Raw genomic sequence first — 23,255 nt, forward strand, 5'->3', positions numbered from 1 at the left:
CGCGATCAGAGAATCAGCATGCAGTCGCCGTAGCTGAAGAAGCGGTACTTTTCGGCGACGGCGGTTTTGTAGGCTTTGAGCATGAGGTCGCGGCCGGCGAAGGCCGACATCATCATGAGCAGCGTGGATTTGGGCAGGTGGAAGTTGGTGAGAATGGCGTCGACGTGCTTGAAGTCGTAGGGCGGGTAGATGAAAATGTTGGTGGAGCCTTCGGCACTTCCAATGTTTGGAAGTGATTCGAGGGTTCGGACGCTGGTGGAGCCGACGGCGACGACGCGGCCGCCCGTTTTCCGGGCATTGGAAATTTTTGCGGCGGCGGTTTCGGAGACTTCGTAGCGCTCGTGGTGCATTTCATGATCGGTGATGATTTCGGCGGAGACGGGGCGGAAGGTGCCGAGGCCGACGTGCAGGGTGAGCTCGGCTTTGCTGACGCCCTGTTTTTCCAGGGTCTGGAAAAGTTCCGGCGTGAAGTGCAGTCCGGCGGTCGGCGCGGCGGCGGAACCGGGGGTTTTGGCGAAGACGGTCTGATATCGGTTTTTGTCTTCGGCGATCTGTTCAGGCGTTTGCTCTTTTCGGGCGATGTAGGGCGGGAGCGGCGGCACGCCTTCTTCGTCGAGAATTTCCATAAGCGGCCGGTCGGAGCGGATGTTGAGGACGGCTTCGCCCTGTTCGCCGTCGTAGAGCATTTCAGCGGAGGCCTTGCCGGAGCAGAGCGTGAGGGTATCCCCGACTTTTGGACGGCGGGAGGCTTTCATGAGCACTTTCCAGACCTTGGAATCGGTTTCCTCGAGCAGCAGCAACTCCACTTTTCCACCGGAGGCTTTGTGGCCGAAGATGCGGGCGGGGATGACTTTGGTGTTGTTGACGACGACGACATCGGGCTCGCGGAGATAGTCGACGATGTCGCTGATCTGCCGGTGTTCGATGGTTCCGGTGTCGCGGTGCAGCACCATCATACGCGCCAGCTCGCGCCGTTCGGGCGGGTGCTGGGCAATGAGCTCAGGCGGCAGATCATAGTTGAACAGGTCGGTTTTCATTTGATAGCTTCCCAAAAACCGCAGAAGGATACGCATCCCCCGAGGAAAATAAAGATGAAACGATCCACGACTTTCATGCGCCGGCAGGCGTTTACGCTCATCGAACTTATGGTGGTGATTGCTATCATCGGGATTCTTTTCACGCTGGTGTCTCCACAGATCGGCAAAGCGCGGTTACGGGGAAAATTGACGCAGCAGGCGCATCGTGCAAAATCGATTGTGGAAGCCATTACGGCGAAAGAGGCGGCGAGTCGGTTCAGTCAAGGCTGGCCCCAGGCGGCGGAGTATAATTCTTCCACCGCTTTTCTGAAATCACTGGTGGAAGAGGGCTATCTGGATGTGGATTATGCTTTTTTTGCGGCACCGGGGATGACGCCGGCGCGCAGTGCGACGGATTTTTCGCCGGAAAACAATGCCTGGTGTATCCTGAAAGGGGTAAATGATACGACCCCGGGCCATACGCCGGTCGTGTTTCTCCGGAATATGAATGCCGGCAGCGGTTTTCTCGCGGATGAAGAGCCGTTTGGAGATAAAGGGTTTGCCTATGCCACGAAAAACGGGGAAGCGGTCATTATCAGTGAAGGGGAAATCTCCAACGGGGACTGGGGATCGATTTTTGTGTTTCCGGATGGGGTGACGGTGGATGTGCTTTCACCCTGAGTGAGAAAGTGTTTTGCAATGAAAGCTCCGTTGGGTATGTTCCGCGGAGCTTTTTTTGAACTGAATTAGGAGAGATTGAATGAAGATTCTGGTGGTCGGCAACGGCGGACGTGAACATGCACTGGCCTGGAAATTGGCGAATGACAGTGCGAAACCCGAACTTTTCTGTACACCGGGCAATGCCGGCACCGCTGAGCTGGGAACGAATTTGGGTTTCGGGGCCACCGATCTTGATGGGATCAAGGGCTGGTGCCTTGAGAATGAGCCCGATCTGGTGGTGATCGGTCCGGAAGCACCGCTCTGTGCCGGGCTTGCGGATATTCTGGAAGCGGAAGGACTCCGCGTGTTCGGGCCGAATAAAGCCGCAGCTGAGCTGGAAGGCTCTAAACAGTTTGCCAAGGAAATCATGAAGGCGGCCGGCGTGCCGACCTCGGCCTATGAAACCTTCACCGATCCGGACGAAGCATGTGCCTATGTCCGGGAACGCGGGGCGCCGATTGTCATCAAGGCCGACGGCCTGGCGGCGGGTAAGGGTGTTACGGTGGCCGAAACGGTCGAACAGGCCGAAGCGGCAATCAAAGATGCGCTCGAAGGCAATGCGTTCGGCGAGGCCGGATCGCGCGTGGTGATCGAAGATTTTCTCGTCGGTGAAGAGGCGTCGATTCTGGCGCTGATCGACGGTGAAAACGTGGTGATGCTTGCGTCGTCGCAGGACCATAAACGCATTTTTGAAAAAGATGAGGGACCGAATACCGGTGGCATGGGCGCGTATTCGCCGGCTTCGATTGTGAATGAAACGGTGCTGAAAAAGGTGAAAGAAGAGGTCTATGACCGCACACTGGCCGAGCTGAAAAAGCGCGGCATCACCTATAAAGGCGTACTGTATGCCGGCCTGATGATCGAAAATGATCAGCCGAGCGTGGTGGAATTCAACTGCCGCTTCGGCGATCCGGAAACGCAGGCGGTGCTGGCGCGCTGGGACGGCGATATGCTGCCGGCGATCAACGGGGTGATTGACGGCACGCTCTCTGAAGACCTGATTTCGTGGAAAGACGAGCACAGTGTCTGCGTGGTGATGGTGGCCGGCGGCTATCCGGGCAGCTATGCCAAGGGTAATGAAATCCAGAATCTCGATAAAGCCAACGCCGTGGATGATACGGTGGTTTTCCATGCGGGCACCGCGCAGGACGACGATAAGGTGGTGACGGCCGGCGGGCGCGTTCTCGGCATTACTTCGCTGGGACATGATTTGCTGGATGCGCTTTCGAAGGCCTACATCTCGGTGGAAACCATCAGTTTTAAGGATTACTTTTACCGCAACGACATTGGTCACCGTGAACTGAAGCGTCTGGGTATTGATCTAAATAACGAAACGAGAGGGTAAGAAGATGGAAGCAACAAAAAAGCCTGCTGTGGCCATTGTGATGGGCAGTCAAACGGACTGGCCGGTGATGGAATTCACGCGCAATACGCTGAAGAAATTCGGCATTGAAAGTACGGTGAAAGTGATGTCGGCGCACCGTACCCCGCATGAAGCGGTGGAATTCGCGGAAAGCGCGGCGGATAACGGATATGAAGTCATTATCGGTGCGGCCGGCGGCGCGGCGCATCTGTGCGGTGTGCTGGCGGGTCATACGGTGCTGCCGGTGATCGGCGTGCCGGTTAAGGGCTGGTCGCTCGACGGGCTGGATTCCCTGCTCTCCACCGTTCAGATGCCCAAGGGCGTTCCGGTGGCGACGGTGGCGATCGGTAAAGCCGGTGCCATCAACGCAGCGATCCTGGCGGTCCAGATTATGGGCGGAGCCGATGCGGAGCTGCGCGCTAAAATGGTTGAATACAAAAAGACCATGGCCGAAGAGGTTATTGCGGCCGACGCCGCGCTTCAGGCTGAAATTAACGGCTGATTGAGTATTCGCAGTCCGTGACTCGTAACGATCGGGTCAAGAAGATCCAGGGGTTGGAAATTTCCAGCCTTTGGATTTTTTGTGTCTGAACCGCAAGGGTTTAGGCTTGTAATAACATAAGTTATAACTAGGGTGCCGGTATGGCTTATAAAACAAAAGTACGGAAGATCGGCAATTCACTGGGCATCGTGCTGCCGAAAGAAGCGCTGCAGGCGATGAAGGTGGAAGAGGGCGCAACGCTTTATATTACGGAAGCTGCTGAAGGTGCGGTTCAGGTGACGCCTGAAGATAAGGACTTTCAGGACATGATGGAAATTGCTGAAAAGGGTATGCGCGACTACAGGAATGCCCTGCGGGAACTGGCTAAGTGAATCAACCGCGATGGATTTCTGCCCGTGTAATCCATGCGGTGCATGAGGAGTTGCTTGCGCGGTTCGGTGGGTTGTCCGGCGTTCGCGACCAAGCTATGCTGGAGTCGGCCTTGGATCGTCCCAAAAATTCGTTTCATTATAGTGAGCCGACGATTTATTCGATGGCTTCGGATTATGCGGTTGGCATTGTGAAGAATCATCCCTTTGTTGATGGGAACAAGCGTACCGGCTTCATGGCAGCCTATATCTTTCTTATGGCAAATGGAAAAAAGTTTCAGGCCTCGGAAGAAAGTACGGTGTTACAGACTCTGGCCCTGGCGGCCGGGGAGATCGACGGAACACCATATGCCGCGTGGCTGGAAGCCTCATGCGAGGCTCCCGAATAGCACCGGCTATTTCTCTACGCCGATTCGGGAGAGAATGCTTTCCATCAGACACCATTTGGTGATGCCGGACTGTAGCAGGTTGGCACCGACAAAGACCGTGAACCAAAGCCACCTGGGGCTGATGAAGTGGGCGAGAGCCAGCGAGATCAAAATGAATGAGCCGCAATGATGCGGATGTAGTTTTCCATCTTCATATTTATCTCCTTCAATATTTAAAAATGATAATATTTTAATGTGAAGTCTTCAAGACGCGCCCTTTTCTGAACGAAATCTATTCGGCGATTTTATTCCAGAAGCCGAGGGGTTCCTGGGAGATGCGCCAGAAGGCGATGCCCTGCGTGGGGCGCGAGGCATAGAGGTCCATCTTGGCATTGAGCGACGGCATGGATTCAAAATGGACGTTAATGGTTACGTTGGTGGAGTAGGAATAACTTCCCCCGTTTTCGGAAGTGCTGGTGAGTTCGACGCCGCGTTTGCGAAGATCAGTCCAAACTTCGGGATTCCGCATGGCGGCGGTGGTTTTTTCTTTCTGCCAGGAGCGGCCGTAGAGCGGAATGCCCATGATCAGCTTTTCACCGGGGATGGTTGACGAGGCATAGTTGTAGATCCGGGTACACCAGGGCAGTGAGGCAATCGGGCCTGCGGATCCTCCGCGGTAGTGTTCGTCATAGGCCATCACGATGACGCGGTCGGCCACTTTCCCGATGAAGGAGTAATCGAATGCATCCTGTGGATTTTTCTTTTTGTGATCGGCCCAGCGGGCCATGACGGCGACGCTGAAAAGTTTGTCTTCCGGTAAGGCCTTTTTGACGGCGACGAGGAATTTGAAATAGTTGGCGCGGTCTTTGGAGCTGATGGCCTCGAAGTCGATCTGCAGTCCGTCGAACGGTTGGCAGCGTTCCGTGATTCCATCGATGATGCGCTGTCGGAAGGGGAGTTCCGGGTCGAGATAGAGATGGGAAAGGGTGGTGCTCCAGGGCATGGTGATGACGAGGTGGTAGCGCGTTCCGGGATTTGCTCCGGAAAGACGGGGCGGTGTCTGGTGACCGCCGGTCAGGTTTCCATCCGGATCCACTGATGCACTGAAACAGCCGATATCGGTGATCGGAGAGGTGACAGGGAAATATTTTTCTTCGCCTTTCATCAGATAGGCCCAGGTTTCATTGAACCGGGCAGATGAGTTGGCGGCGATGCAGAGGGTGAGCAGTGTGAGTCTGATAATATTCATACACCCACGGTATGCGGGTGCATGAAACCTGTCAAGAATGCGTGTTTATGCTGCGCCTGCTTTGGAGTTTTCATCGCCATTAGGGATAATGATTTCGGACTTGGCCCGTTTGAAGGGGAAGGTCAGTGTGATGGCACTGATGCCGGCATCCCGCTGTTCGGTGCTGCATGAACCGCCGAGCATGGAGATATATTTGCGGGCAAGCGTCAGACCATGTTTTATATCAACTGCACCTTCGGATTCTTTAGCGAAAATGCCGTCCAGCAGTTCATCGTTTACCTCTTCGGGCGTGTAGGCCAGCTCGAAGACAATGCTGAAGTTCTCCGAGTCGGAAGAGGTCCGGGTTACATGCAGGCCCATCCGGCCTTTACGGGTTTTCTTCAGTGCATAACCCAGTAGAATCATGAGGATTTTCCGCATCTTTTCTTTATCCGTTACAACATGTTTCGGCACATTGTTGGAGGCCTGATATTGAGCGAAACTCAACGCGAAAAACAGTTTTTGCGCTTCTGCACGTGCCGTGTATTGCTGGTCGATTTCATTCAGCAGGGAGTGCAGGTCCAGATGATCCTCGTTAATCCGGCTGTCGCCATGACTTAAAAGGTTGAGTTCGGCACGGTAGTTTAATGAATCAATCAGGCCGCGGCAGTTGCGGCCGGCATCGGCGATCTGATGCCGTTGTGCTTCGGAAAGGTTATTTGATTTTTCCAGTTGCTCGGCAGTTTCAACCACCGGTTCAAGTGAATCGTGAACCATGCCACTGAGTTCGTTGATCAGTCTTCCGTTGGTCTGGCTGACGGCCTTTATCTCTCCCCGCGATTTGTTGAGTTTCGTCTGATAGGTTTGTTCTGCATCGGCCAGTTTCTGTTTGGCCTCTTTCAGCCGTTCGGCAATGTTGTGCTGTTCCTTATTCAGGGTATCGAGGGCTGTGTCGCGATTTTTAACGGTGGCTTCAGCCAGCTTCAGTTCCGTAATCAGGCCGACTTCTTTCTGTTTGGCATGTTCGACCTCTTGTTTAAGAGCATCGGTCTGTTTTTTAAGGAGTTCATCGCTGTCCTGTAAAGTGGCGCGCAAGGTGACCTCCAGCTCGCGCAGTTTCTTTTCGGCTTCATAACGGTGGTCGGTTTCCTCACGCAGGGCAGTGTTAAGTTTTTCAAATTCATCCTCGTGAGCTTTGATCCGGCCCTGAAGTTCTGTTTCGCGCTGGCGAAGCATCTGCTCGGACCGCTGAAGCCGTTTAATCTCGGCTTTGAGATCTCCGGTCTGCTGGGCAACAAGCCCTTTCTGGCTGTCATATATTTGCTGCATCTGGCTTTGTGCGGCTTTATAGGCGTCGACCACTTTTCGGTATTCTCTGGCGGCTTTTTTCAGTTCGCTGTTCCGGGTCTCCAGATTTTTACCCAGCTCATTTTTCTCCACCATCAGACCTTCGATTTTCACCTTCATGTCCTGTGCGGCTTTTTCCATTTTCTCCAGCTGTTTCCGGAGGGCGGAGGTTTCGGAGGCCACCATTTTGGAACGGCTTCCCGAGAGCTGTTGCACTTCGGCCTGAGCTTCGTTCAGTTCCGCTTCGAGTTTCTGCTGTTGCCGGCGGGCTTTTTCCAAACTGTCATCACGCACATGAATCTGCTCTTCGAGTCGGGCTTTTTCCGCTTCGAGTTCATTTGCTTTTCTGCGGATTTTCACCTCACCCAGACGGATGTCGGCGATGGTCAGGTTCATTTTTTCACGTTCCTGATTCATCAGCTTCTGCTGTTGTTGAGAGAGCTGTTCCATCTTTTGCTCAATCTCATTTTTCTCGCTTTCGGCTCCCTCGCGCGCCTGGAGCTGCTCCGCATAATCTTTGCTATTCTGGTTCAGCGTCCGTTCCAGCTCTTTGATCCGTTTTTCCTGGTCCTTTTCATGTTTCCGCATGGCTTTTTCGCGAATCTGCTTCTGGGCCAGTTCCTGTTTAATGGCCCGGGTCTCTTCTTCGAGTCGCTGGCCGAACTCTTTGCGCAGGGATTCCAGCTCGTTCATACTGTTGAGCAGTTTATTGGCCGCAGCCTTACGTTCAGTGACCTCTTCTTCGAGCTCCTGCGTGTGCTGTTCGGTCATGCGTTTCACCTGCTCCTGTGTGCTCTCGAGAAATTCCCGGGTGCGGGACAGCTGGTTTTCGGCTTTTTTCCGTCCGCTCTGCTCTGCTTCGAGCCCGGTCTGGTGCTGTGCATTCAGCTTTTCCAGCTCGCGTTCGTGCTGTTCTTCAATCTCCGCAAGCTGTCCGCGGAGTTTACTCAGTTGGGTCTGCATACTGCGCAGTTGATTTTCGCTGTCTTCGCGACGGGCGGTTTCCTGGGTATAGTGCTCTTTAATTTCGGCCAAGTTCTCTTCGATTTTTCGTAATTCATCTTCTTTGATCTGCAGCAGTTCCTCCCATTTCTTACGCTTATCGGTTTCGGTGTTCAGATCGTTCAGGCGTTTGGAAAGCTGTTCTTCGAGTTGCTGCTGCCGGGTAAGCAATCCCTGTTCACTGCGGCGGAGGCTTTCCTCCACTTTTCTGGTCTCGGCCAGCATGTGTTCAAACTCCTGTTCTCTGGAAGCCCGGCTGGTTTCAAATGTGTCCAGTCGGCTCTGTAGCTCTGCCAACTCAGTCGAATGCCGAGCATTCTGTTCTTTTTCATCGGCGAGCTCGTTCTGTGTATTGACGAGCCGGGTTTCCATGTTCATCCGCTCGTTCAGGGCATCTTCTTCACGGTTTTTATGGTCTGTGATACTGAAGGAGAGGCTGATCACGCCTTCAACCAGGCCGTCTTTGGAGACCAGCGGAATTTGGTTGTTTTCCATCCAGCCCTTCTGGCCCTGTGCATTAAACTGACGTTCGCACCGTTGCAGGGTTCCGGTTTTCATGGCCTTGATAGCCAGCACATCATAGTCTCTTGGAGCCCCCGGCATAATCTCGTATATGGTTTTGCCAACCCATTCCTCCTGGGAAATTCCGGTGCGTTCAGCCAGTTTTTTACTGGCATAGAGATACTGGCAGCGGGTGTCCTTGACCTGTACATCGGCTGGCAGTGAATCAATAATCCGTTGCAAAAACCGAATTCTGCTGTTGCGTTCGGCCAGCTCGCGTTTGCGGGAACTGATATCTCGCTGCATGCCCCAGATTCCCACCAGCTTTCCCGCCTCAACAATGCCTTTCACTTCATGGACGAGGTTGACGCGCGTGCCATTGGCGTCGAGGTGGACCGATTCAATGTTGACGGCCCTGAAATTATTACGCGCAAATTCTCTCAGCACATCCAGGGAGCGGAACAGTCCGCAGCCATCCTTCATTTCGCCGATGGTTTTTCCCATCAGCTGATCCGGTGTGACACCGTAGAGTCCGGCAAAGGTTTGGTTACAGTCGCCCAGCACCATGGTTTTCATGATTTTTTCAGCAATCCGGTCCGGATTGGAACCCATCGAAACAGGAGACTCCGGCACAAGGCGGTAGAATCCGGCGGAAGATGATAACATAAAGTTTGCCATCCGGCGGGCTTCGGCCTCGCTGTCCTGGACCCTTTCCTGGAACGGTGTGATGTCGGTGACCCAGAAAATATAACTTTCAACATCCTTTCGTACATTACGTACCCGGCGGCCGCGACAGACAACGTGCGAGATGCGGTCGCGCGAGTGCCGGAAACGGAAACGATGTTCGAAGTCGGTTTCGTCCTGCTCGGCAAAGAGCTGCCAAGCTTCAATAAATTCGTCTTTGTCTTCCGGATGCACGGCGCTGTGGATACCTTCTTTCAGCGCTTTCTGGGGATACAGGCCCGACATCTCCTGCAGGGCCTGATTGATGTAAATGCATTTTCCGGAGTGATCGAGCTGGAACATGCCCGTGCCGGCCTCAAAGAGTATATCGGTGAAGCGGGAGTTCGTGGCCTTATGGCTGTTGATTTCCGCTTCAAGCTTTTCGTTGGATTCTGTGAGTCGGGTTCGGGTCACCGTCAATTCTTCAGTCAAACCGTCCAGTTCACGTTTTGTCGTTTTATAGCGCCGTTGAAACAACAGAAACATGGTCACTGCAATGATCAGCAGAACGCCGATAAAGAGATAGGATATAATGTTCATCTGAAGGGGAATGATCAAAGCATCCACCTGCTGGGCCAGTCCCGTGCGGGGAAACAGCAGTATGCTGAACATCAGGGCTGCTCCGGTATGTCTCAATACTGTAGACCGCATTTGTGCTGAAAAAAGTTTCATGATTCCGCCTTTATAAAATCCAACTGTAAAACCGGAAACAATTTAGCAGATCATGTGCCAATGACGTCTCGTGGCGGTTAGTCTATAAAAGAGCCCGTATAACCGGGGGGTGAACAGAAAAACGGCATGCTGTAAAGCATGCCGCTTGGCTTTCAGAGTGAGAAACTCTTTCCGGATCTGGAAAGTGCCGGGGCCCGGAACTTATCTGCGTTTCTTTTTTTTGCTTGTTTTCAGTGTCTTTGTTTTTTCCTGCGGGGAGGACTGCTCCGCGACTTCCCCGGTTTCAGGGACCGCCGGGTTGCGGCGCAGAATGAGCATGGCTGCCCCGACGAAAGCGATATAGCCGGCAACGGATCGGGTTGCGGGAGTGTTGTCATCCGGCGTTTCCGCGGAAACCCCTTTCTGCTGCATGATCAATGCAAGAGAAGAATTCCCTCCGGCAGTCGGTACTGGAACCGGGGTGGAGTTCGCAGTGGGGGCCGGAGCCGCCGCGACGTTGCGGCTATTACTGCGCATATTCTTCAGCAGCGATTCCAGTTTTTGGGGCTGTGTGCCGCTTGACGCGACTGTGGAAGCGGCGGAAATACGGTCAATAGCCGCTAGAAGTTGTTTCTTGGTTTTCACGGCGGAATCGTTCCGTTCGTCTTCTGCGCGCACAATCACCAGTTTTTCCTGAATGATCGGCGTTTTGAGGCGGCAGCCGGGGGCGGCTACGAGCCGGTTGTTTTTGATCATCGCTTTAATGGCTTCTTTTTTGTGGGCCACGGGCATGGTGTATTCAAAGCGCACTGTGCCTGTGGAGCCGAGAATAATTCTGCGGCTGGGGTCGGCGTTAAAGGTCTCGAACGGGTCGTTCTGGGTTTCAATGCGCACGGTGCCGCTGAGAATATGAATTTCAGCAGAGCCGCCGGATTTGGCTTCAGTTCCGATTTCGAGCCCGGTGATCCGGTATGTGGAGTGATCTTTCAGAAAAACCTGGCCGGTGCCGGTTCCTGCTTTGCCGATGCACAGCTCGCCGGTGACGTTGGAACGATCTCTGAGTGTAACTGATCCTTTGGAGGCCGAGGTTCCGAAGCCTTTAGCTGAAAGGGCCAGTCGTCCGTTGATTGAGATATTATCATGAAGGGTCAGGCTGGCAAATCCATCGCCGGAGGCCGGAATATTGACCGTGCGCTGATGCGGAACCTGACTCCAAAGATTAATGTTGCCGTTGCCGAGCAGCGACAGTTCCTGACCATAAAGGTGCATGCCATGACTGAGCTGAACCGTGCTGTTGACATTAATAACGCTGATCGGTTCGCGAAAATGGGCGGATTCGCCTTCATTCGGGGTATGGTTCTGTTTCCATTTATATTTATCCGTCCAGTTCTCGGCGGTTTCGCCGCCGCGCCACTGATTGACCTGCTGTGCAATGACCGGGGTTCCTCCCAGAACCACGGCTGCCGCTATTCCCATTATTCTCAGTTTCTTCATCGTTTACCTCACTTCTTCCCTAACCGGGGTTGCCTTGGATATAGCAGGTTGCATGCCTATTGTTTGATACTCCGGAAATTGTTTTTATTTGAAAGGAAATCAGGGCGTGACAAATATGTGGCACGCGGTTTGCTTCTTATCGACCCGTAATTTCACACATGAAAGTGAAGGTCAGAGTCGATGAGCAGTGCAGATAAAATTATGGTCTCCAAAGAAAACGGTCGTTTGCAACTTCCTTATAAGGATTATGTAGCGATCATGGAGAAGGTCAAAGAAGGCCGGCGGATGCGTGAGGTGAAGAATACTGTAATGGCCGATTTGAGGCAGGTGCTGGGGGGGGCCGTGGCTGCCGTCGAGGTTCAGAAGAAAGTCGCAGCAGCACGGAAGGATGTTTCGGCACAAGAACCGCAGAGCGATAAAGCGGCCGAAGCAGTTTCGGTTGAAGCCGATTCCGGTACACCGGCTGTCCGTCCGGGAGGCAGAGCCGCATCCGAGCGGGGGGGGATTCCGGAAGGTATGGCCGTACCGCCCATCAAAAAAGATATTTCTGTACACTTTAATAAACTCGATGAATCCGGCCGTCTGTTCAGTGTTTTTAAACAGTATTATGCTTTTCTTAATGATGCCTGCGGCGGAACCGTCCGGGTGACACTGAAAGACGGTATCTGCAGTCTGTGGAACTATGATGAGTGGGAAGAGTTTGCCTTTATCGATATTTATGAGAGGCAGCTGAGAATCTCGCTTGATCAGCGGTACACCGATGCACTGCAGTCGCTCAATCTGTGCGAAGTGCCGCGTCTGCTTTCAAGTCGATTGAATCTGGTCTGTGTCCAGGTCAACGACCTGAATGACACGATGCTCAAAGTCATGGCTAAAGCCTTCGAGGAGGTCGGCCTGACAGCAAGTTAGGAATAGGGAGAAAAACATGAATAAGAAAACAAACATCATAACGATTGTGGCTGCGGCCATAGTACTTGTGGCACTGAACGTGGGAGTGTTCATGGCTGCAGGAAGCGGTGCTGTTTCTCCGATCAACAACATTTTGTTGTGGGGCGGATTTGCGGTGCTGAATGTGGCGTCCATCCTCTGGGCCATCACCTTGCTGGGTCTGCAGCCGCTCGTGGTAACATGCTCCTATGTTGCCGGCGGAGCGCTGGCCTACTTCGGCGTCCGGAATATGACGGAAATCAGCGTGGCAGAGATTACAACAGCCGGGGCAACCTACGGCGCGTTTGGAGCGCTGGCCGTTGGCAACGCCACAACAAAGGTGCGGCTGGCCTTTTTCAACAAGGGACAGGTTCCGTTTATTTTTGTGATCATCGGTCTTTTGGTAATTGATGCCGGATTAAACAGCCAGGTTTCAAGGGCAGGTGTTTCGGTATTGCTCAATGTTGTTGCGCTACCGTTCATCGGGGCCGGTGTGGCCGTCGGTGCGGTATGGAGCATCATGAATAAATTCGGCATCGGGAAACGCGCAGCCGAAGTGCTGGTTGAACGCGATGCTGCAATGGCGCAGGGGGCAACAGCTACAGGCGAAGATCAGATCGTCATCCCGATGCCTGAAACAGTACAGGCAGCGCCCGTCGAAAAGGTTGAACAAAAGCCGGTGATTGTTCCGGCCGTTCAAACCGCACCTAAGCGTAAAGCGAAGCCGGAGCCTGTTCGGGCCGAAACCGCTCCGGTTGAACCGAAAAAAGAAGAACCCTTTTTTCCGCTTGAACTTGATAAAGACGGGGAACCCAATCCCTCCGGGAAGGTTGACCCGCCGGAATTCGACATCCCCGTATTCGATGATGCGCTTTATGCCTCCGGGTCGCAGGACGACAATGATATGGGCGGAGTTCTGGTCCAGGAGCCGGTGGTTGCAGAAAAGACTGTGGCAGCAGAATCCAAAACCGAATCTGAAGAGGAAAAATTCGACATGGATGATTTCCTCGGGGGACACCTCGACCTGCTGAGCAAATTGAAATAAATGAAATTACATAGAACGGATAAAAATAAGGAGTAAGCCATGGATAACGATAATGTACAGATCTTCTACGATGGAAACGGAAATGCTGTTGCAGTTCAGATGCCGATCTCAGACTACGAGAAAATCATCAAGAGCGCCAAAGATGCGGTTGAAGCCAAGGATGCCATCGCCAAGGCCGTAGACGCCCTTCAGGGCGTTCTCTAAAATCGGGCCTATACCCTCCGATTAAAGTTTTCCAATGCCTGGAGATTCCAGAGGTTGGAAAACTTTTTTTTGATATTTTGTTTAAATACCGGAAGGGCGTCCATGTTTTGAATGCGGTCAACGTCTATTAGAAAACAGGGGACCATTAGCGTGTGAGTGGGATACAGACCATAAGCAGAGTGACAAAGGGTCGGGGCCTTCTGGCCGCCGTCGCTGTGCTCCTGACGGCCGGAAGTATGACCTCCGGGGCGGTCCCGCGGCTGGCCTGTGCCCGGATTGACCGTTTGGTCCAAGATAAACTGGTTGAACTCGATATCCCGCAGTCGGAAATCTGCACCGATGAAGTTTTTCTTCGACGTGTTTATCTCGACATGATCGGCACGCTTCCGACCGTGAAAGAGGCGGAACAGTTCCTGGCCAGCAACGCACAGAGTAAGCGTGAAGCCTTAATTGAAGAGTTGTTTGAACGTCCGGAATTTGCCGATTACCGGGCCATGAAGTGGTGCGATCTGCTCCGCGTGAAGGCCGAATTTCCCAGCAAACTCTGGCCGAATGCCGTACAGGCCTACTATCGTTTTGTCCGTACCGCGCTTTGGAAAAATATGCCCTACGACGAATTTGCGCGGCTGATGCTCACTTCCAGCGGAAGTAACTTCCGTGCGGCGCCGGTTAATTTCTACCGCGCCATGCCGCAGCGCGAACCCGAACCGATTGCCGGCATTGTTGCGCTGACTTTTATGGGCATGCGAACCGATGCCTGGGAGGAAGAGAAACTCAAGGGGATGGCCGCCTTTTTCGGGAAGATCGGATACAAAGGTACGGCGGAATGGAAAGAGGAGATTGTATTTCATGATCCCTCCAAAACTTATTGCTATACCGGCACTGCAAAGCCGGTGCCCTGTGTGCTGCCCAATGGAACCGCAGTTGAAGTGGGAGACTATGAGGATCCGCGCGTGGCCTTTGCGGACTGGCTGGTCGGTAGTCGCGTGTTTGCAGATAATATGGTCAACCGCATTTGGTACTGGCTGCTGGGGCGGGGCATCATTCATGAGCCCGATGATATCCGTGCCGGAAATCCGCCGCAGAATCCGGAACTGCTGGCTTTTCTCAGTCAGGAGCTGGTTTCGAGCGGATATGATCTGCGGCATATTTACCGGATTATTCTGAATTCAAAAACCTATCAGCGCTCATCCATTCACACCGCCGGGAATCTCAATGATGAAGAAAATTTTTCGCACTATTCCATTCGGCGGCTCGATGCGGAGGTGCTGATTGACGCCATCTGTCAGATCACGAAAACAACGGAGTCCTATTCTTCCGATATTCCCGAGCCGTTTACGTTTATTCCGGAAAATGAACGGTCGGTTCGAATTTCCGACGGCAGCATCACCAGTCCTTTTCTGGATCTGTACGGTCGCCCGTCCCGGGACACGGGATATGTATCTGAACGAAACAACACTCCGTCCGCCGCGCAGAAACTGCACCTGTTGAACTCCTCCCATATTCAGAACAAAATTCTGAATAATAAAGGACTGTTGGGTATGGAGTACAAAAGGGTCAAAGGAAAAAAGAAACCGCAGGTTCAGTGGAAAAAGCCGGAAGAGGCCATAGAAACTATGTATCTCACCATTCTTTCACGCTACCCGACGGCAAAGGAAACCAATACGGCAATTGCCTATATTCGGGAAAGCGGACTCAACCGTTATGACGCTTCGGTGGATCTGGTCTGGGGGCTGCTCAACAGCAAAGAATTTATTTTCAAGCACTGAGCTTGAAGGAGGCGGGCAATGAAAATGAGAAACGGGTTGGATGCGACACGTCGCGAAGCCATGGCTCTTGCTGCCACAGGAATGGGCGGTCTGATGCTCGGGGCCCCGTTGGAGGCTTCCGCAATGAAAGACGGCAAGGCAAAAGCTGTCATTCAGATCTGGATGTGGGGCGGTCCTTCGCATTTGGATACGTTTGATCCCAAACCGGACGCCGGGGCCGATTACTGCGGGCCCTACACGGCCCCCATCGAAACCAATGTCAGCGGAATCCGCATCTGTCAGGCGCTGCCGGAATTGGCGAAACACGCGGATAAATATGCCATTATTCGAAGCATGACGCATGGGATTAATGCCCATGAAACCGCATCCTACGTCACGCAGACCGGGCGTCCGGTCGGCGGCGATACCTTTCCCTGTGCCGGTGCTGTGGTTTCGCGCTTCAAAGGAGTCGATGCCGGGTATAAAGGGCTGTTGCCGCCTTACATTGTTCTGACCAAACCTCAAGGCCGTTTCTCGGAGTCGGGCTTTATGGGGCTGCGCTATAAACCGTTTGCCACCGGCGGCCGGCCGAGCCAGACGCCTTTTACCGTTGAAGGCATTATTCAGAAGGGCATCACTCAGGCACGTCAGGAAAGCCGTCGCGATCTGCTTGCCGCACTGGATACCTTCGGACGGAGAACTGCGGATAATCCACAGATCAGACACATGAATCTGTGCACTGATCAGGCTTACGAACTGATTCTCGGTGACGCCGGGAAAGTGTTCGATATAAAAGATGAGGATCCGAAGCTGCGCGAACGGTATGGCCGCAGCGACTTCGGCGCATCCTGCCTGATTGCCCGCCGGCTTGTGGAGCAGGGCGTGAAATACATCACCATTAATTATAATTATTCGCCCAATTGGGATTCGCATAAAAAACATTTCGAGGTGATGCGCACCCGTCTGCCGGAATTTGATCGCGGTATGGCCACGCTGCTGGATGATCTGCATCAGCGCGGTCTGCTCGATTCCACCATTGTGTGGGCCGGTGGTGAATTCGGTCGCGGTCCGAAAATTCAGTGGGAAGCCCCGTGGAACGGAGGACGCAGTCACTATGGAAAATGCTTCAGCCACGTGGTCGCCGGCGGCGGATTTCAAGGAGGGCAGGTGGTTGGCGCCTCGGATGAGACCGGTTCAGAAGTAACGGATCGTCCGGTTTATCCGTGGGATTTGATCGGCAGCATCTATGAACAGCTGGGCATTGACCCGAATGCAAAACTGCCGCATCCGCAGGGGATCGATGTCCGTGTGTGTGCAACCGAGGCCGACGGCATTACCATCGGCGGCCGGCTCCGGGAAATCATGTCATGAGCGCCGTTTCCAAAGGTTGGAAAATCGGGTTGGTCCTGCTGTTGGCTGTAGCGGCACAGGCATCGAATGAACCGCACATCGGTTTTGCCTATCCGGCCGGTGCACAGCAGGGTACTTCCTTTGAGATGCTGATCGGCGGTCAGTATTTCAAGGGAGCAACCAATGTGTTTGTCAGCGGCGAAGGCGTCTCTGTTGAGATTCAGCAGTTTTCGGTCCGCTATGAGCCGCGGCGGATCAATAATCTTTTCAATAACTATGAAAACACCCGGGCCTCCCTTAAAGAGGCCAGAGAAAAGGGGGATGCGGAACAGATCAAAAAACTCCAACAGCGTTTCGATCGGGCGGAGGAGCAGCTGCGGGTGGCCGATGCCCCGCCCGGTGTAGACCGTTTCGACCGCAAGGCGATGCGGAAGTTTTATGGCTACAATAAGAAGGAACAGTTTAATCCGCAGCTTCAGGACCGTCTGCGCGTACGGGTAACCGTTGCGGAAAATGCACCGTCCGGCGAGCGCGAGCTGCGCGTTTATACGCCGTCGGGGCTTTCCAATCCGTTCTGCTTTCAGGTCGGTACGCTGGAGGAAGTGAGAGAACACGAACCCAACGACGATCACATGAAACCGAATCTCCAGACCGTTCCCGTTCCGTCGGTCATCAATGGTCAGGTGCGGCCCGGCGATATGGACCACTTCCGGTTTCAGGCGCAAAAAGGCGATTCCATTGTCGTCGATGTAAACGCCCGGCGGATTATTCCCTATCTGGCCGACGCGGTGCCCGGCTGGTTCCAGGCAGTGGTTGCGCTGTACGACGAGGACGGTAACGAAGTGGCCTATCAGGACGACTATAAATTCAATCCGGACCCGGTGCTGTTTTTTGATGTTCCGGAGACGGGTACCTACACCCTGTCGATCCGGGATTCGATCTACCGCGGCCGCGAGGATTTTATCTACCGCATCGCCATCGGTGAACTGCCGTTTATCACCTCGATTTTTCCGCTGGGTGCCCGGAAAGGCGAACGGGTGGATATTGCGCTCACCGGACGTAATCTTCCGAAATCGCGGCTGACTGGAAAACTGCCGGACGACGGAACCGACCTGCGCCATGTCTCCGTCCGGAAAGAGGGGTACCGCTCCAACCCGATGCCTTTTGCCATCGGGGAGCTGCCCGAAGCTTTTGAAGCGGAACCGAACAGTTCACCGGCCGAGGGGGAACCCGTGGAACGGCCGCTGCTGATCAACGGGCGGATTCAGCAGCAGGGCGACCGCGACGTCTACCGTTTTTATGCCGAAGCCGGCGATTCGGTATCCGTTGAAGTCATTGCACGCCGCTTGAACTCCCCGCTGGATTCCGTCATCAGTCTCTCGGGACCCGGGCTCGAAAAACCGGTTCGGAACGACGATTATGTGGTCAAAGACAAAAGCCACCTCTATCTCGGTGCGGGCCTGGTTACGCACCACGCCGATTCCTATCTCACGCAGAACCTTCCGGAATCCGGAACCTACTATGTTGAGATTGCCGATGCTCAGGGTAACGGCGGCCACGATTACGGCTACCGCCTGCGCATCAGCAAAGCCAGCCCCGACTTTTCGTTGCGCATGGAACCTTCCGGCATGCATATCGGCCCCGGCGGAACCGCCGTTTTCACCGTCAGGGCAAGCCGCAAAGACGGTTTCAGGGAACAGATCACACTTTCGGCGGACGAGCTTCCCGAAGGATTTGTGATGAGCCGGGCCGAGATTGCAGCCGGTTCGGATCTCGCCCGTTTCACCATCACCGCACCGAAAAAGATGGCCGGAAAACTGGTCAGTCCGCAGATCATCGGAACCGCGATGATCAACGGCGAAGCCATCGTGCATACGGCGGTTCCTGTCGATGACCAGATGCAGGCCTATCTCTATCGTCATCTCGTTCCGGCCCGCGAGCTGGTGCTGGCTCCGGTAGAAAAACGCCCGCCCGTTCTTTTTCATGCAAAAGTCCCCAAATCCGGAATCATTGAGTTGGTCGCCGGCCGTGAAACCCGCATCAGTTTCGAAGGCACCATTATCGGGAAACAGCGCGGTTACAGCGTCAAACTCGATCATCCGCCCGAAGGATTCTCCACCGCGAAAAACGGATGGATCGGAAAAAAACGCATCAAAACCAAAAAGAAAGACGGCCGGGATGAATGGCATAAACACGAGGCCTGGGGCTCTATCATGATTGCGGTCGATGAATCCATCGAACCCGGCACCGAACTCAGTCTCGTGGTCTCCGCCGAAGTTAAACGCGGCCAGGAAAAAATCTACTACCCCGCGCCTGCGATCCCGGTCAAAGTCGTCGAATCCCGCGACTGAACAGCGCGTATGAGACGCGCTGATCTGTGCTGAAGCGCTCGATAACCGCGTGCCGCTGGAAAGGGGCAACGTCCCCGTTGACCGGTGTCCGTTTAGCTTTTATCGTTTCGGACATGGCGGTTCATGTCTCTTCGGTAAATTTCAGAACGGCCTGTGGCTTACAGTAATACCATTTACTAAAACATTCCGGTCTTAACGACAGAGTTATTCCGCGCAGAGACGCAAAGCCATTTATGACTGAATTTCTCTGCGTCCTCAGCGCCTCTGCGCGGGATCAAATTTATACCGGATAGTTTTAACGTTTGGTATAATTTATTCGATAGTGAAAACGCAGGTTTGATGATTTCTTACTGCTGACTGTTGCCGGAAATGCTTTATAGTGGAGCCCTATGAATGCAGTAGAAATTGAACAGGCGATCAGTGAACTGGCGGAGCTCCCTTTTGATGCGGCGGAGTTTCCGTATGCGTTTTTGACGGCCTTTGGAAACAAGGCGACGACGATTAAGCGGCTGCGGGCGGGTTCGACCAATAAATCCGATATCGGCGGGGTACTGCAGACGAATAACATCCATTTGAAAATCTGCGAAAACGGGGCGGTTGATGAAACGCTGAAGGCCCTGCGCGAAAGTCCGGCCACGAAAAATGGCAAGGTGAAGTTTATTCTCGCCACGGACGGCGAACTGTTCGCGGCGGAAGACCTTAATTCCGGGGATGTGATTTCCTGTGATTATAAAAAATTTCCGGATCATTTCGGCTTTTTTCTGTCGCTGGCGGGCATCAGCACGGTCCAGCAGATCCGCGAAAGTGCGTTCGATATCAAAGCCACGGGTCGTCTGAACCGCCTGTATGTTCAGTTGCTGAAAGACAACCCCGACTGGGGCGCGGCGGACAAGCGGACCGAAATGAACCATTTTATGGCGCGGCTGATTTTCTGTTTTTTCGCGGAAGATACCGATATTTTCAGACGCCCCGACCTGTTTACCGACACGGTGGAGCGCATGAGTGCGTCGGACGCCTCGAACACCCATGAGATTATCCAGGAATTGTTCCGCGCCATGAACACAAAATTTGAGGAACGCGAGATCGCCGGAATTGCGCGCTGGGCCAGGGAGCTGCCCTATGTCAACGGCGGGCTGTTTTCCGGCAGTATGGCCGTGCCGAAATTCACGCGCATTGCGCGTTCCTATCTGCTGCACATCGGAAGCCTGAACTGGAAAAAGATCAATCCCGATATTTTCGGGTCGATGATTCAGGCGGTGGCGGACGATGAAGAGCGCGGACAACTGGGGATGCACTACACCTCGGTGCCGAATATCCTCAAAGTGCTGAATCCGCTCTTTCTGGATGAGCTGCGCGAACAGCTGGCGGCGGCGGGCGACAATCCCCGTAAACTGATCAATCTGCGTAAAAGACTTGCTAAAATCCGCGTGTTCGATCCCGCCTGCGGCTCCGGTAACTTTCTGGTGATTGCCTATAAACAGATGCGCGAAATCGAGGCCGAAATCAATCGGCGGCGAAAAGAGCCTGAAAACCGCAGTGTGATTCCGCTCACCAACTTCCGCGGCATTGAGATCCGCGATTTTTCGGCGGAGATTGCGCGGCTGGCGCTGATTATTGCCGAATACCAATGCGACGTGCTTTATCGCGGCCAGAAAGAGGCCATTCAGGATTTTCTGCCGCTGCGACGCGACAACTGGATCACCTGTGCCAATGCGCTGCAGGTTGATTGGTTGAGCATCTGCCCGCCGACCGGAACCGGCGTAAAACACCGCGCCGACGATTTGTTCCAAACTCCGCTCGATCAGGCCGAAATCGATTTTGAAAACGAGGGCGGTGAAACCTATATCTGCGGCAATCCGCCTTATATTGGAAGAAGGAATCAAGATAAGAAACAGAAGGCGGATCTAAAAGCGTTGTTAGCTTCCAAAGTTCGTTCGAGCGCGTCCTTGGATTACGTTTTTGGATGGCTGGAAAAGGCTTCGGACTTCATTGTCCAGCAGGGTGGAGAATTTGCTTTTGTAACAACAAATTCAGTAACACAAGGTACTCAAATTCCAATATATTGGCCGCATCTTTTCTCAAAAGGACTCGAAATCACTTTTGCCCATCGCTCGTTTAAATGGTCAAACAACGCTGCTCATAATGCAGGCGTTACGGTTGTTGTTATCGGAGTTGGTACAACCAGGAAGGCTAAAAAAATATACGATGGAGAACTTGTTCAGGAAGTGGCAGAAATAAATCCGTACCTGTTGTCTGGCTCTGCCGTTGTTGTAACAACCGCAAGCAAACCAATTTCTCAAGTCCACAGAATGAACTATGGCAATCTACCTGGTGATGGCAATCATCTGTCTTTGTCTCAAAGAGAAAAGGATGATCTTCTGCGACAGCATCCTGAGGTTGCAAAGCTTATTCTTCCTCTTTATGGTGCCCAAGAATTCATAAAAGGTCTAAAACGCTATTGCATATGGATCGACGATGATGATCTGGAAATGGCACTTCGTGTGCCTGAAATTGCATCCAGAATTGAGAGAGTGAAGCAAACTCGTAAGGACAGCAAAGATCCAAGCTACAATGCATTGGCTTCCCGGCCTCATCAATATCGAGACCGTAATCTTGCCGAAAGGCTTACCATTTTAGCACCTCAAGTTTCCTCTGAGTCTCGTGACTATCTTCCCACAACGGTAATAGAGGGACGAACAGGAACGACGAATCAAGCATTCGCCCTCTACGACGCGCCGCTGTGGAATATGGCGCTGATTGCCTCGCGCATTCATCTGGTTTGGATCGCTACCGTTTGCGGGAAAATGAAAACCGATTTTCGCTATTCCAACACGTTGGGGTGGAACACGTTTCCTGTTCCGCCGCTGACGGAGAAGAACAAGGCGGATCTGACGCGCTGTGCGGAAAATATTCTGTTGGCGCGGGAAGCGCATTTTCCGGCGACGATTGCGGATTTGTATGCGCCCGACAAAATGCCCGAAAACCTGCGGGCGGCGCATGAGCAGAATGATGAGGTGCTGGAGCGCATCTACATCGGCCGGCGCTTCCGGAATGATACCGAGCGGCTGGAAAAGCTGTTTGAGCTCTACACGAAGATGACGGAGGGGAAGGATGGGTAATGCGGAAATCCTGTTCGGCGGGGCAGGCTGGAAACCTGCGGTACGATTGCCGTACCGCCCGCATCCTGCGGGCCCTCGAAACTGCCATGATGGCGGCGACACGTGCGTTTCTCAGGGTTGCCATTCTCTTCGGTCATTGCTTTCGTTTCGAACGCCTCGCTGCGCGTCCAGCCTGTTACGCGCAGGGACACAACCCCACTTTAATCTAACGGAATCCGGTACCATTGGATCGTGCAGATCATATAATTCCGTTTTTAATTATGGCGAATTCGCCGTAATTAAAATCCGGAAAGGAGGGGAGCATGCCTGCAAATAAGAAAATCAATGTGTTGAGCACCGAGGTCAAAGTAAAAACCACAGACCAAAGTGATTTCATCTGTCTAACCGACATTGCAAAATCAAAAAATCCGGATCATCCCGACGACTTGATTAGAAACTGGCTTAGGAACCGCAACACGCTGGAACTGCTGGGGATTTGGGAGCAGCTGCATAATCCCGATTTTAACCCCGTCGAATTCGACGGGATTAGAAAACAGGCCGGACTGAACAGTTTTACACTGACGCCCAAACAATGGATCTCGCTAACGGGTGCGGTTGGGTTATCTTCCAAAGCGGGGCGTTATGGCGGGACCTATGCCCATCAGGATATCGCCTTTGAGTTTGCATCGTGGGTTTCGGTTGAGTTTAAGCTGTACCTCATTAAAGAATTCCAGCGGCTGAAAGAAGAGGAGCAAAAACAGCTGGGCTGGGACGTTAAGCGCCAGCTTACGAAAATCAATTACCGGATTCACACGGATGCGGTGAAGGAAAACCTGATTCCGCCGGAACTGACCGGACAGCAGGTGAGTTTTGTGTATGCCTCGGAAGCGGATTTGCTGAATATGGCGCTGTTCGGTAAAACGGCGCAGCAGTGGCGGGAAGAACAGCCGGACAAAAAAGGGAATATCCGGGACTATGCCAATGTTTCGCAGCTGGTCTGTCTGGCGAATCTTGAAACGCTGAATGCCCATCTGATTCAGCAGGCGTTGCCGCAAGCGGAACGATTAAGGCTGTTGAACCGCACCGCCATTCAGCAGATGCGGATTCTCACCGGTGATCCTCGCATCAATAAGCTGGAGGGAGAGGCATGATGGAGGGGGCGATGGCTGAATGGATTCCGGCCGGCTTGAACACGGTACGGAACGTGCGGGGTACGCAGATTGCGGGCGATACATTATGCCTTTTCGAC

The 23,255-nt window shown here is 53.3% G+C and carries 18 protein-coding genes; 13 read left to right on the forward strand and 5 right to left on the reverse strand.

The genetic code is table 11. From position 1 onward, the window contains the following. Nucleotides 1–5 precede the first annotated feature (5 nt). Nucleotides 6–1,037, reverse strand: coding sequence for a tRNA preQ1(34) S-adenosylmethionine ribosyltransferase-isomerase QueA (gene queA / locus P9H32_RS14905; protein ID WP_322609709.1), 1,032 nt, complete (start codon nucleotides 1,035–1,037; stop codon nucleotides 6–8). A gap of 54 nt (nucleotides 1,038–1,091) precedes the next feature. On the opposite strand from queA, the gene P9H32_RS14910 reads away from it, so the two are divergent. The 5 genes from P9H32_RS14910 to P9H32_RS14930 all read left to right on the forward strand — a co-directional run bounded on the left by P9H32_RS14910 (nucleotide 1,092) and on the right by P9H32_RS14930 (nucleotide 4,358). Further along, the gene (locus P9H32_RS14910) at nucleotides 1,092–1,697 is read left to right on the forward strand and encodes a type II secretion system protein (protein WP_322609710.1); all 606 of its coding nucleotides are present in this window, start codon (nucleotides 1,092–1,094) and stop codon (nucleotides 1,695–1,697) included. Between the two features lie 79 nt (nucleotides 1,698–1,776). Continuing rightward, the gene (gene purD, locus P9H32_RS14915) at nucleotides 1,777–3,081 is read left to right on the forward strand and encodes a phosphoribosylamine--glycine ligase (RefSeq protein ID WP_322609711.1); all 1,305 of its coding nucleotides are present in this window, start codon (nucleotides 1,777–1,779) and stop codon (nucleotides 3,079–3,081) included. A gap of 4 nt (nucleotides 3,082–3,085) precedes the next feature. Next, nucleotides 3,086–3,601, forward strand: a complete 516-nt coding sequence (purE, locus tag P9H32_RS14920) for a 5-(carboxyamino)imidazole ribonucleotide mutase (RefSeq protein ID WP_322609712.1) — start codon at nucleotides 3,086–3,088, stop codon at nucleotides 3,599–3,601. A 140-nt stretch (nucleotides 3,602–3,741) separates the two neighbouring features. Continuing rightward, nucleotides 3,742–3,972, forward strand: coding sequence for an AbrB/MazE/SpoVT family DNA-binding domain-containing protein (locus tag P9H32_RS14925; RefSeq protein WP_322609713.1), 231 nt, complete (start codon nucleotides 3,742–3,744; stop codon nucleotides 3,970–3,972). Further along, nucleotides 3,969–4,358: a type II toxin-antitoxin system death-on-curing family toxin gene (locus P9H32_RS14930; RefSeq protein WP_322609714.1), complete on the forward strand. Its 390-nt coding sequence runs from the start codon at nucleotides 3,969–3,971 to the stop codon at nucleotides 4,356–4,358. The genes P9H32_RS14925 and P9H32_RS14930 overlap by 4 nt, the downstream gene beginning before the upstream one ends. 6 nt (nucleotides 4,359–4,364) lie before the next feature. Here P9H32_RS14930 and P9H32_RS18125 read toward each other — a convergent pair whose 3' ends face one another. From P9H32_RS18125 to P9H32_RS14945, 4 genes are all read right to left on the reverse strand, one after another. After that, nucleotides 4,365–4,568 (reverse strand): YgaP family membrane protein, encoded by a 204-nt coding sequence (locus P9H32_RS18125; protein ID WP_348534505.1) that lies wholly within the window; start codon nucleotides 4,566–4,568, stop codon nucleotides 4,365–4,367. Between the two features lie 61 nt (nucleotides 4,569–4,629). Continuing rightward, entirely contained in the window at nucleotides 4,630–5,586 is a 957-nt protein-coding gene (locus P9H32_RS14935) for a glycosyl hydrolase family 18 protein (RefSeq protein ID WP_322609715.1), read from the reverse strand. A gap of 45 nt (nucleotides 5,587–5,631) precedes the next feature. Then, nucleotides 5,632–9,750: a PAS domain-containing protein gene (locus P9H32_RS14940; RefSeq protein WP_322609716.1), complete on the reverse strand. Its 4,119-nt coding sequence runs from the start codon at nucleotides 9,748–9,750 to the stop codon at nucleotides 5,632–5,634. A gap of 261 nt (nucleotides 9,751–10,011) precedes the next feature. Further along, nucleotides 10,012–11,283: a hypothetical protein gene (locus P9H32_RS14945; RefSeq protein ID WP_322609717.1), complete on the reverse strand. Its 1,272-nt coding sequence runs from the start codon at nucleotides 11,281–11,283 to the stop codon at nucleotides 10,012–10,014. Between the two features lie 180 nt (nucleotides 11,284–11,463). Here P9H32_RS14945 and P9H32_RS14950 point away from each other — a divergent pair, with 180 nt between their 5' ends. The 8 genes from P9H32_RS14950 (at nucleotide 11,464) to P9H32_RS14985 (ending at nucleotide 23,157) form a co-directional block, all read left to right on the forward strand. Further along, nucleotides 11,464–12,192, forward strand: a complete 729-nt coding sequence (locus P9H32_RS14950) for a hypothetical protein (protein WP_322609718.1) — start codon at nucleotides 11,464–11,466, stop codon at nucleotides 12,190–12,192. Nucleotides 12,193–12,208: 16 nt separating this feature from the next. Further along, complete coding sequence (locus tag P9H32_RS14955) at nucleotides 12,209–13,255, forward strand: hypothetical protein (protein ID WP_322609719.1); 1,047 nt, start codon at nucleotides 12,209–12,211, stop codon at nucleotides 13,253–13,255. A gap of 39 nt (nucleotides 13,256–13,294) precedes the next feature. Further along, a complete protein-coding gene (locus P9H32_RS14960; protein ID WP_177433436.1) occupies nucleotides 13,295–13,459 on the forward strand; it encodes a hypothetical protein in 165 nt (54 codons plus the stop codon). A 179-nt stretch (nucleotides 13,460–13,638) separates the two neighbouring features. Then, nucleotides 13,639–15,228, forward strand: a complete 1,590-nt coding sequence (locus P9H32_RS14965) for a DUF1553 domain-containing protein (protein ID WP_322609720.1) — start codon at nucleotides 13,639–13,641, stop codon at nucleotides 15,226–15,228. Nucleotides 15,229–15,246: 18 nt separating this feature from the next. Next, nucleotides 15,247–16,578 (forward strand): DUF1501 domain-containing protein, encoded by a 1,332-nt coding sequence (locus P9H32_RS14970; RefSeq protein WP_322609721.1) that lies wholly within the window; start codon nucleotides 15,247–15,249, stop codon nucleotides 16,576–16,578. After that, complete coding sequence (locus P9H32_RS14975) at nucleotides 16,575–18,908, forward strand: hypothetical protein (RefSeq protein ID WP_322609722.1); 2,334 nt, start codon at nucleotides 16,575–16,577, stop codon at nucleotides 18,906–18,908. Before P9H32_RS14970 ends, P9H32_RS14975 begins: the two co-directional genes overlap by 4 nt. A gap of 389 nt (nucleotides 18,909–19,297) precedes the next feature. Continuing rightward, nucleotides 19,298–22,027, forward strand: a complete 2,730-nt coding sequence (locus P9H32_RS14980) for a class I SAM-dependent DNA methyltransferase (RefSeq protein ID WP_322609723.1) — start codon at nucleotides 19,298–19,300, stop codon at nucleotides 22,025–22,027. A gap of 302 nt (nucleotides 22,028–22,329) precedes the next feature. Then, nucleotides 22,330–23,157, forward strand: coding sequence for a KilA-N domain-containing protein (locus P9H32_RS14985; RefSeq protein WP_322609724.1), 828 nt, complete (start codon nucleotides 22,330–22,332; stop codon nucleotides 23,155–23,157). The last annotated feature ends 98 nt before the right edge of the window (nucleotides 23,158–23,255 follow it).

The sequence above is a fragment of the Pontiella agarivorans genome, assembly GCF_034531395.1.
Lineage (GTDB): Bacteria > Verrucomicrobiota > Kiritimatiellia > Kiritimatiellales > Pontiellaceae > Pontiella > Pontiella agarivorans.